The sequence below is a fragment of the Thermoproteus sp. CP80 genome, assembly GCF_002077075.2.
Lineage (GTDB): Archaea > Thermoproteota > Thermoprotei > Thermoproteales > Thermoproteaceae > Thermoproteus.
In genome coordinates, this window is record NZ_LCWM02000004.1 from 59,023 (window position 1) to 69,361 (window position 10,339).

12 protein-coding genes and 1 tRNA gene are annotated in these 10,339 nt (G+C 59.1%); 4 read left to right on the forward strand and 9 right to left on the reverse strand.

Going from position 1 to position 10,339, the window contains the following annotated elements; all coding sequences use genetic code 11:
• The first annotated feature begins 141 nt into the window (after positions 1–141).
• A complete protein-coding gene (locus tag B7L68_RS01500) occupies positions 142–774 on the forward strand; it encodes a YkgJ family cysteine cluster protein (RefSeq protein ID WP_238136267.1) in 633 nt (210 codons plus the stop codon).
• Here the strand turns inward: B7L68_RS01500 and B7L68_RS01505 are convergent.
• Positions 771–1,595, reverse strand: coding sequence for a sulfite exporter TauE/SafE family protein (locus B7L68_RS01505; RefSeq protein ID WP_081245926.1), 825 nt, complete (start codon positions 1,593–1,595; stop codon positions 771–773). The genes B7L68_RS01500 and B7L68_RS01505 overlap by 4 nt on opposite strands.
• A gap of 154 nt (positions 1,596–1,749) precedes the next feature.
• Between B7L68_RS01505 and B7L68_RS01510 the strand changes: the two genes are divergently transcribed.
• Positions 1,750–2,340, forward strand: a complete 591-nt coding sequence (locus B7L68_RS01510; RefSeq protein ID WP_081245927.1) for a hypothetical protein — start codon at positions 1,750–1,752, stop codon at positions 2,338–2,340.
• A 245-nt stretch (positions 2,341–2,585) separates the two neighbouring features.
• Complete coding sequence (locus tag B7L68_RS01515) at positions 2,586–3,152, forward strand: DUF998 domain-containing protein (RefSeq protein ID WP_081245928.1); 567 nt, start codon at positions 2,586–2,588, stop codon at positions 3,150–3,152.
• On the opposite strand, the gene B7L68_RS08570 is transcribed toward B7L68_RS01515, so the two are convergent.
• The gene (locus B7L68_RS08570) at positions 3,149–3,289 is read right to left on the reverse strand and encodes a hypothetical protein (RefSeq protein WP_162008388.1); all 141 of its coding nucleotides are present in this window, start codon (positions 3,287–3,289) and stop codon (positions 3,149–3,151) included. The genes B7L68_RS01515 and B7L68_RS08570 overlap by 4 nt on opposite strands.
• A gap of 65 nt (positions 3,290–3,354) precedes the next feature.
• A complete protein-coding gene (surE, locus tag B7L68_RS01520; RefSeq protein WP_081245929.1) occupies positions 3,355–4,158 on the reverse strand; it encodes a 5'/3'-nucleotidase SurE in 804 nt (267 codons plus the stop codon).
• A 169-nt stretch (positions 4,159–4,327) separates the two neighbouring features.
• Here surE and B7L68_RS08575 point away from each other — a divergent pair.
• Positions 4,328–4,487: transfer RNA gene (locus B7L68_RS08575), tRNA-Gln, on the forward strand.
• Positions 4,488–4,582: 95 nt separating this feature from the next.
• Here B7L68_RS08575 and B7L68_RS01530 read toward each other — a convergent pair.
• From B7L68_RS01530 to B7L68_RS08940, 6 genes are all read right to left on the reverse strand, one after another.
• Positions 4,583–5,035: a hypothetical protein gene (locus B7L68_RS01530; RefSeq protein WP_162008389.1), complete on the reverse strand. Its 453-nt coding sequence runs from the start codon at positions 5,033–5,035 to the stop codon at positions 4,583–4,585.
• Positions 5,036–5,054: 19 nt separating this feature from the next.
• Complete coding sequence (locus tag B7L68_RS01535; protein ID WP_081245931.1) at positions 5,055–6,170, reverse strand: hypothetical protein; 1,116 nt, start codon at positions 6,168–6,170, stop codon at positions 5,055–5,057.
• Between the two features lie 655 nt (positions 6,171–6,825).
• Complete coding sequence (locus B7L68_RS01545; protein ID WP_238136268.1) at positions 6,826–7,911, reverse strand: ATPase domain-containing protein; 1,086 nt, start codon at positions 7,909–7,911, stop codon at positions 6,826–6,828.
• 413 nt (positions 7,912–8,324) lie between these two features.
• Positions 8,325–8,630, reverse strand: coding sequence for a hypothetical protein (locus B7L68_RS01550; RefSeq protein WP_081245932.1), 306 nt, complete (start codon positions 8,628–8,630; stop codon positions 8,325–8,327).
• Positions 8,627–9,280 carry a hypothetical protein gene (locus tag B7L68_RS08935; RefSeq protein ID WP_081245933.1) on the reverse strand — a complete coding sequence of 218 codons (654 nt, stop codon included), beginning with the start codon at positions 9,278–9,280 and terminating at the stop codon, positions 8,627–8,629. The genes B7L68_RS01550 and B7L68_RS08935 overlap by 4 nt, the downstream gene beginning before the upstream one ends.
• 65 nt (positions 9,281–9,345) lie before the next feature.
• Positions 9,346–9,825: a hypothetical protein gene (locus B7L68_RS08940; RefSeq protein ID WP_081245934.1), complete on the reverse strand. Its 480-nt coding sequence runs from the start codon at positions 9,823–9,825 to the stop codon at positions 9,346–9,348.
• Positions 9,826–10,339: the final 514 nt, after the last annotated feature.

Below are 10,339 nucleotides of genomic sequence, written 5' to 3' on the forward strand. Positions count from 1 at the left end.
GAGCTCGTTCGCCTACTTGGCGGAACCTATGGCGCAGGCGTTCAGCGGCGGGCATCTCGGCTTGATGCGGCGAGGTGCCCTTGACCAAGCCCCTCGGGCTATGGGGATGAATTTATAAAGTGCGAGCGGAGATACGCCGCGGTGGCGTTCGCCTGTATGCCCAACTGCGCGTTGTGCTGCAGAGCCAGCCCCGTGACCGTGTTGCCGCATGAAGTCTACGTGCTGGAGTCGCTGGCGCGCGACCTGGATGTGAGGGTCAAGTTTGCGCCGGCCTATACGCTCCTCGACGCCGTAAGCGGCGTGAGGGTAGCGCTCAGCTACCTGATGCTTCTCGACGGCGAGGGCAAATGCCCATTCCTCAGAGGAACTAAGTGCCTCGTCCACGACCTCTACAAGCCCCTGACCTGCAGATCGTTCCCCTATCTGCCCAAGGTGATAAAATACGAGCTGGATCCAGTCGCGAAGGAGATAAGAATGGAGATAAACTTCGTCATGTCGACCCTCTGCCCCGTCGTCAAGTCCGACCTGTCCCCCCGCGATCTGGTCAAAATGCGCGACATAAGGATCGCAGTCCAGTACGCGCCGAAGGAGGTCGAGGTGGCCAGAGAGACCGTGGAGAGGAGGCTCTTCTACGCCCGCATATTGAGCGACCTCTGGCAGAAGGGCTACGTGGAGCTACAAGACGGGGCCAACAGCCCCTTCCACCCGGTCGTCAACGGCTTTGCCTTCATACGGCGCTTCCGGCCCGAGTTAACCATAAAGGATCTGCTCTAGCCGTATATCCTATAGAGCATGTAGATTCCGACCGCGACGATGATGGCGCCGTACGCCTTCCTCAGCGCGTCCTTAGGCGCCTTCACGGCCAGGCCGGTGCCGAGGTACCCGCCGCCGATGCCGCCCAGCACGTAGAGCACGGCTATGAGCGGTAGCACATCGCCGTAGTACCAATACTCGGCGCCGGACGCCACGCCGAACGTCCCGACGCTTATCAGGCTGGTCCCTATGGCCCTGGTTATGCAGAGGCCGGCCGAGAACATCAGGCTCGGCACGATCAAGAAGCCGCCGCCTATGCCGAAATATCCGCTGAGGAGGCCCACGACGAGCCCGAGGCCGGCGACCTTGGCCATAATCGACGGCGTGAGCCTCGGGCATCTCCTCACCGCCTCCGTGACCCTCTCGACCTCCGCCAACCCGCCTGCCCTCGCAGGCTCTCTCCTCACAGCGACGTATATGCCTAGGGCTATCATCGCTATTGCGAAGTACGTGAGGAGGGACGTGCCGGGCGTGATGTGGCCCAGATACGCGCCTATCAGCGAACCCACGAGGCCCACGGCGGCGAACATCGCGCCTACTCTGGGCGCTATGTTCCTCTTTTTAAAGTGCATATAGGAGTTTATGAATGCGTTTATCCCCACGGCCAGCGCCGTCGTGCCTATGGCCACATGCGCCGAGTTCGGCAGGGCGGAGAGACCGACGAAATAGAGGAAGAGCGGCACCGCGAGTATGGATCCGCCTCCCCCTATCAAGCCCAGGGAAAACCCCACCAGCACCCCCGATATGACCGAAAGGGCGTACTGGACCAGTCCTATGTCCATGGGATGCGGGTTGTTGCATCAAAAATATAAATTTTTTGTCTTATTCATGACATAGGGAAAATAAACATGTTAAAAATATAATATTTTTATTAAATTAAAATTTACTTATTTACTATAAGAGAAGAGATAAAAACTAATTAGATATCCATATTCGATGAAAATACAAGACGCGGTGAAGCTGGCGGTGGAGGGAAACCCCTTGTATTCGCTGGTGATGTCGACGGGCCTCGCCAACCTCTCGGCGGTCGCACGCGCCATAAAGCCCCTCGTCGATGCGGCCGCCGGAAAGGACGTGAAGATAGCCACCATAGTCAAGGCCTTGGAGAGGCTCGAGAAGTCCCTCATGCGCTCGTCGCCGAGACCCGAGGACTTTAGATACGTCGAGTCGGTGGCCTACAGCGGCATGGCCGTGGCCGAGGGGGGCCGTGTGGATCTCAACTCGATCTACAGCTCCGGGGAGCCCTTCGTGGCGCTCAGCGACGGGGCCAAGACGTGGATCCTGGCGCCGGCCCGCCTTCTGGGCCGCGCGGAGGCCGACAGAGGCCTCGTCAAGGTGGTGTTTCCCCGACAGGCGCCTGTGGGCGCCGTGACTCTCCTAGTGCAGCTCATGAGGGCGGTCGGCATAAGCCCCGAACACGTGTTGAGGCACGACAACCAGATATACATAGTGGCCAGGAGGGAGGATCTGCCCGGCATATTGAGCCTCGTGGAGAGGGTAAAGAAACTTGCCGAGGGAATCCGCTGAGACCAATGGGCGCAAGTCGCCAGCCAACGCGCTCTATTTCAGCACCGCGCTCGCGACGGCCGCCGGGGCCGTCCTCCTGGAGGTTGCGTTCTACTGCTCCATCTCGAGCCCCGCCGTTCTATCCCTCTTCCTAGGGTCTATTGTGGCTATATTGATGTCTGAGGTCGCTATCTTGAGAAATAGAATCAGTTCCATAAAATAGTATATGTCCTCACTGTTAAAAATGCATCGTTGTTTATCCTCCTATGTCGGCAAGGCTCTACGCGACGGCGCTCGCCGTCGCCGCGATTCAGTTCATAGTCGTGGTGCAAATAGCGCAGTGGCTCTACCCCAACTACAACGTGTGGACCAACTACATAAGCGATCTGGGCAACAGGTCGCTGGCGGGGCCGCTCATATCGACGCTCTTCAACGCGTCCGCGGCGGCTCTGGGCGTTCTGGTCATGGCCTCCTCCTACGGGGTGGGCCGCCTGACGACGAGGAGGGCCGCCTCGACGGTCCTGCTCGGCCTTTCGGGCCTGGGGGCGCTTGGGGTCGGCCTATTCCCCGAGGGCTCGCCCTACGGCCTCCACACCGTCTCGGCCCTCACCGCGTTTCTCTTCGGGGGGTTGGCCGTCGCGGCGCTCGGCGTATATACGGCCGTGCCGAAGGCCCTCAGATGGCTGGGCGTCGCCTTCGGCGCGATCTCCCTGGCGTCGCTGGCGGCCTACATAGCGCTGGGCGAGCCGCCGATAGTGGAGAGGCTGGTGGTCTACCCCATCTTGATATACGCAGCGCTGTACGGAATATACGTGGCGGCAAAATGGGGCTAGTTTAGGAGCGAGCAACGGACCAACCTAACCTCTTTCCTGTCGGTGCAGAGCTCCCTATCCACCCCGAGGCACCTCACGTCTAGAAACGGCGCTATCAATAGGTGTTTCGACGTCACGTATTTCTTGAGCTCCATCATGTAGAAGACGTACGCCGCGGGCTAAAAACCGATCGGAGGGTGCAGGTCCTGCACTGAACGCCCGGCTACGCGATCGATCCGTTGAGCAGCTCGACCAGCTTCTGGAGCGCCGCGCCGTCGGCCTCCTGGCGCGATCCCAGCACGTTCATGTTGAGGCTGAGGGGCGTCAGCGCGATGTCTCCCTCCTCGTGGACTATATAGACGTCGGTGCCCGGCTCCGCCTTCACCAACTCGCCGTATAGCCAGTAGTAGATCCCGCCGCGCGGATCCCTCCTCTTGTCGACCCTCTGCGAGAACTTCACCTTGGCGGCAGGCGCCAGCTTCACCACGGCGCCCGGCCTGAACCTCCTGGGGAAGTTAAGGCTTATGACGTCGACCCCCTTCGGCATGCCGAACTCGGCCACGAACTTGACCGCAGTCTTGGCGACGTTCCTGATGGCCAATATGAGGGCCGGGTCCTCCAGGAGCTCCTCCGGCTCGTTGACGTCGACGGAGAACGCAAACGCCGGTATGCCCAGGAGCGCCGCCTGCATGGCCGCGCCTATGGTGCCCGACGAAAGGATGACCTGCAGCGACGTGTTGTCGCCCACGTTGATGCCCGAGAGGACCAGATCTATGCGGTCGACTATCTCCAGAGCAGCAAGATACACCGTATCGGACGGCGTGCCCGACGTGGCGTATGCCTGCACCCCCTCGAGCTCCATCTTGGATATGCGGAGGGGCTTGTGGAGCGTTATGCCGAGGCCCGACGCGGACTTGGGCGTCTCGGGAGCCACGACGTATACCCTCCCCAGGTCCTTGACGAAGGAATACAGCATCCGCAGGCCCGGCGAATATATCCCGTCGTCGTTGGTCACCAGTATGTTCATGTAGCTCTCCAAGGCCCCATCTTTAAGGTCGTAGCCCCCATACGGCTCCGCCTTAGGGCCGGAGACGCCTTTTAAGGCTGGCTTAGGCGGCCGCCGAAATGTATGCCGCGTAGATCCCGGCGGAGGTCGCCGGGGAAATGTTTAAAATGTTTTGTGTGTTTGTGGGGCGAGCCCGGTCGTCTAGCGGCCAAGGGGCCACGGAGGGCGGTCCGGGCCGCGTGCCCGGACGCAGCCCGGCTATGGATGCGGGGAGTCCGTTGGGACCCGCAACTCTGGACCGGAAGGGGAGAAACCCCGTGGCCCGGGTTCGAATCCCGGCCGGGCTACCATTTCTTCTAGCTATCGCCTAGTCTGAGATATGATGAGCAAATTCCCATGTTGGCTGTTGTTAGTTCCACGTATAGGCCAGGTTCGGCGCTTCGATTTAATATCGACCGCCCCAGCAACCTGTCCATCCATCTGCTCCTCTCGACCTCCTCGACGTAGGGCCGCGCCGGCTCGGCGTACATCCCTGACTCACAGCGATGGCAACTTTAAAGAAGTAGTAAAGATGTTGAGAGATGAAAAGGGGGTGTCTTTTCAAGATTTTTTCGGCGATCTCCCTCTGCCTCGGCGTGCCGTTCTCCGCCTTTTCGGCGAGGTAGAGCGCTACGGCTCTTCTGACGGCGTCGTCTTCCTCTGCAAGCTTTAGAAGGTCCGTGGTGGAGATGTAAACCACGTAGCTAGCGCTGGACTTTATTATGTTCGGCCTAAACCCGGCCGCCTTGAGCTTATCGATGGCTTCTAGCGCCTTCTTAATATCCTTGGTGTAGTACTCGGCAAGGAGTGAGCCACCTCTGCCGCTGACTAGGCGCAGATGCATTATAAGCCCAGCCACAGCCACGATGCCAAGCTTCCTATGCGGCGTAGTAAGTTTTTTCGGTTCCGGCTTCGTGGTGGTTTTGTGCTGTCTCATCTTTTCGTCTATTTTTTTCAATGGGGACCGGTTTAATATCTGGTTCCGCTTTTGTGCCGTTGTTCCGCGTTTTTTTTTTTTTATTTGGAGCATCGTCTGCCAACATCTTTATGTAGTTCCACTTGTGCGATCTCAACGCATCAAGCAATGTGCCGTATACGCCTGCAGCATCTCTGAGCTTTGCAAACGCCTCTGTACCGCTAGCGATAACAGCTTCATAACGTCCAATTGGTTTACCAATCTTCTTTGGCTCCTTCGAAGCTATTACAACGTATTTACCTCGCAACGTGGCATTGTTATTTGCTTCTCCGTCGCCTAGCCACATAGTGAATAGAGGCGTCCATTCCCCATGTTTAAAATGGTTCATGACAAGAGTGATTGCTTCGTCCTTACTCCACTTCTGTTTCCAACTTCTTGCGATCATGCGTATTACCACGCTTACGCCTTCGCGCGTCAAGATGACTCTGTCGACGCGTATATAAAGTGCTCCATTCCTCACTACTGCCCATGCAAATACCTGCCAAGGCTGTGACGTAGACATGGATGGTCGCATCTTGGCTTCGGTTTCGTCGCTCGCACGCCATCCTATCTGAAGAAGTTTAATCTTTTCCTCTGGAAGCTTCAGCACGTCGGGAAAACGCGTTGAGGCGCTTATGCCGTTGATATGAATATAGAATGTTTTTCCCATATACATCCACCCGTCCGGCGCGTATAGCCGATCCCCCTCTATTCTGTAGGTGCCGTTCTTTATCGCCTTATATACCGCCTTCAGCTTCTCTTTCGTCTGAATCCACGCCTTCAGCAGAAGTTTTTTCATTATATCCCGGAAGTGAATTAACTGTCTCTTCTCGTCCTCCGAGAGCCGAAACGTCTTTATGATCTCCTGCGTCGCGTATTCGACGTACAGCATCCACGCCGGGAAGGCCCAGTCCACAGGCCCCCGCAAGACTCCGCGGGTGGAGACATGCTCAAGCACTTCTTCGATAGTTGGCGGCTTCTCAACAGGCCTCAGCGCGGGCTCTAGACGTTCTTTTATCTTGTCTATGTATCTATCCATGACGTGGTAAACAATGTGATGTATGTTGAACTGCTAGCCTCTCCATGACACCTCTTACAGTTCATTATATAAGCCTTCTCTCTACAGGTAAAGACTGACAGGTGCAGGCTCACAGGTGCGGGCTTATAGGTGTGAATACACCTGTGAGGAAATGCCTGCAGGCGCACACCTGCAGGCAACGGTTCATAGTTTTTATGTGTCGCCGTCAACATTCGCTTCATGATGGTGAGGCCCAACAAGACGAAGCCAGAGGGCTACATGCGGCCTCTGGCCGTCCCCGGCGGCAGAGGACAATTCCCCATGCCTGCATGGCTCAAACAACCTGTGGCCCGGGTTCGAATCCCGGCCGGGCTATTTCGCCGTTGTTGCTGGGGCACCATCGTGGACTTTCAGCGCACTGATATGGAATGGCTGATTTACGAATTAAACGGCGTCAGGCGGCCTATGCAGGATTTGACCGTCGGTGTGGGGTCGGCTGTAGCCCTCTCGCCTCTTCGTCGTCTGGCAGAAGGCGCCTATTGCGTCGCATAGCCCTATCTGCGGCACACAAGTGTCGACAGATGCCGCTGATCCCAACGGGGATTGTGGACATATGCAAGTCCTCCTGAGGGGCTGGCCCCTGTGCTCCGCTTGGTCCTGGGGCCGCCGTGTGCCGTCAGCACGTAATTTTCTCGCCTATCCTTCCGCCCGGCCCTCTCATCCCTACTGCGCTCTTCTCCTCGACCCTTACAATCACGTCGAAGAGTATGTCTAGGTCGTGCAGATCTCTGAGAGATACCACGACCGCCTTGCCGCCTCTGGCCGTCTGCAACAATATGCGCAGCACCATATAGAGCGCGGAGGATCCGTACATCGCGGCGAGGGCCTCCAGCCCTCTTACGAAGACCACCTCCCCGTCCCAGGAGGACACCGCCGCGAGCATCTCCTCGACGTTCAGCCCGACGTCGACGCTGTCCACCCCAAAGCGGTCTGCATACACAGCCCCGGCGCCCGAGACGGCGATATATAGCGCCTTCCTCCCCCTCTCCTTCAACGACCTGGCCGCCTTCAGCATAAGCCAGGTCTTCCCCGCGCCGACCGGGCCCACTATGGCGTGCAACAGGCCTTTGTACAGCCCACCGACGACCTCGTCCAGGCAGGTGCCCGTCTCCAGCCGCTCGACGGCCGCCCTCGTCGAGGCGACCGGCGCCAGGAAGACCATGCCCCTCCCCTCTCTTATGACGAACGGCAGGGAGAAGCCGGCCCTCCCGCCGCGCACCTTCTTGACCACGGCCTCCCTCACGGCGCCGTATGGGTACACCTCGTAGTCGAGCTTGATCACGTTGTCCGCTATGTACGTCACCTTGGAGGCCGCCTCCTCCTCCGCCGTGATGAAGACGTCGACGCCTCCCTGCTTGACGGCGCGGTACAGGATGTTATGGATCGCGCCGACGCCGCCTCCAGCGGCGAGGGCCTCGGTCACCGAATCCACGACGAGCGCCTGCGGCCTCTCCCGCGCCACGGCGTCCAGAAGAGTCCCGAAGAACGCCTCGGCGTCGATGAGCGGCGCCTCCCAGAACGTGAGCCTCCCGCCGAAGTCGTAGCCCAACGCCGCCATGTTGCGCCGGAAGGAAACCTCGTCCTCGAACACAGAAACCCAGAATATCCTCTCGTAGTTGCTGTAAGTATACCAAGCCGCGAACGTGGTTTTGCCCGCCCCCGGAGGCCCGTATACCAACGTCACGCCTCTAAGCCCCAGCATAAATAGATGTTGAAAACGAGAATATAAAGATGTTAAATCAATACTTCATTCCTTCTATAAAATTATCGAATTAAATAGTAGATCGAAGTCTTCTAATACACCCGACAGCTCCATAGCGACGTCCAGATCCAGGTGAGATGCATGTAACGAAAACGAATACCGGACTTGCGCGGCTCATGCCGCCCGAGGGAAAGACGGCCAGATCCGTGGATCCTCCGCCTGAAGGGCATCTTCATATTCGAGCGTCGGAACGCCGAGCATCTCGAAGACTCCCCGACCTGATGGCCTAAGCCGACGGCGCCTGGAGGGCGCGCCTCCCTCCTGCAGACAGGGCCAGTACGCCGAGGGCGGCGCGAGCCGCCGGAGCGGGGATGGAGGTCCTGGCCTTAAGTTCTGTCGCTAGCGGCTGTCGGCTACGCGGAGCCGATCGGCTTGTCTGTCCAAGCCGCTCTGTCGCTCAGCATGCGCCTCAGCTCCTCGATCGTGGCGTCGCAGTTGCGGCGTCTCAGCCAGTCGGCAAGCATGCGGAGTATCAGCTCGGCGTTGTGCACGCCCACGGACTTCTCCAGCACCTCCAGCACGCGCCACGGCTCCTCGACTATGAAGTAGTCCAGGGGCTTGCCGAACGCGGCCGACGTCCTGTAGTGTATGAGCGCGCGCAGCGAGAAGTCGAGGGAGCCGTAGAACTGGGCCAGAAGTCCCTTGGTGACGCAGGTCATGGCCCGAACGCGACAGTCTTTCTGCCTCGGTCGGCCGCCCACCTGAGCTCCAGAGGCGTCGCCAGATCGGGTGCATGCACCTCGACGCGGTCTCCCCTGAATATTAGGATGTAGTCGAAGAGGGGGGCCGCGGCCCGCTCCGTCTCGCTCCACGCATCGTACGAGTTGAACAGCGCCACGGTTACTGCTGGCCGCTCAAGCGCCGAGTAGTAGATTCCAAGGGCCTCGGCGAAAAAGTCGGCGCCGACAGCGGCGATGATGCGCTCGTACTGATCCGCAAAGTGTATATCGAAACCTCCGCGGTTGATCCTCACGGCCGACCTCCAATACCAAGAGATGTCGTGGTGCTCCGCCGCCGGGTGGTAAAACCATTCGACGCCTTGCGCCCTCCAGTCCAGCCCGAGCGTCTCGGCGAATTTCAGGAAGGCGGGCACCGCCTTGTGGTGGTGGTACAGCACCTTATACCCCCTCCCGGCCATGTTTATCGCCGCGACCGCCGCCAGCTTGCTGGCGAGCCCGTCCGGCGGCCCCACCATGGCCGCCACGCTGCCCCTCAACAGCCCTCCGCCGAGCGCCTCGTCGAACCCCGGCAGGCCTGTCGCCAGCCGCTCCGACGGCGGCTCCCTGGACTCCACCCTCGGCTCTATCACGACGGGGCCCTCCTCGGTTATGATGTAGGGGAGAGAGGCGTATCTGACCGGCCGGCCTCTCGCCTTTAGGACCTTGATGTTTCTAATGGATATCCCTCCTCTATCCTGTGCTCCACCTCTATTATGGTGTCGGCCACGTAGTCCGCCGGCGAGACCTCCACTCCTTCCTTGATCAGGATGACCGGCATCTCGCGGGATATCCCGTGGTAGAACACGGCGTGTATCAGCTCCCGCTCGCCGTCGGCCGTCAGGGCGCTTATGCCGTCGACGACCACTACGTCAGGCCTCAGCGACAGCACCTTCTCGACGATGAAGTCCACCGGCGATTTGTCTCTGACGCTGACCAGGTCGAAGACATATCTAGGCGGCTTGAGGCCGGCGGAGGCTAGGTACTTGGCGAGGCGCTCGGCCGTCTCGTAGAAGGTGAACCAGGCGGCGCCCCCGAGCTCAGAGGCCGCCCTAGCCGCCAGAAGGGTCTTACCGGCGCCGGGAAGGCCCTTGATGACGACAACACCCTGGAATAAATCAGTAATTCCGATTTGCATACTAGTCCGCCTATACTAATTTAAATAGTTTATTATAAAATGTGATTCTAATTCTTTTTTTTTACTATAATTAAACCGAAATCGGATCGGATGCGCAACGCCGATGCGGGGCTATCCGTCTGGCGGAGCCCGCCGCGGCGGCTTTAGCCGGGAGGCAGAGCCCGGCCTGCGGAGGGCCGTCGATGGGCTGTAAAACCGACACCTGGAGGGCGGCGGAGGCCCTCCTGCCGACATGCCGGCTTCCCCGGGGCTTTGCGGACCTCAAGAAACCCGCGCGTGGCCTTGGCTTCCGGGTTCTTAAGGCTTTGCGGCTTGTGGATCTCAGTCGGTTCGATTCGGCCGGGCTACGCGTGCGGTCGACTTGGAGCAGACCTTCTAGAGGTGCGACGTGGGTAAGGGCCTATGGCCTACGTCCTCTTCCAATGCCTATTTCCCTCAACATGGTGCCTATGCCCAGGATGCCGACCACGGCGAGCACCAGTATCGTGCCTATGTTTATCGAGTCGAGGTTGGG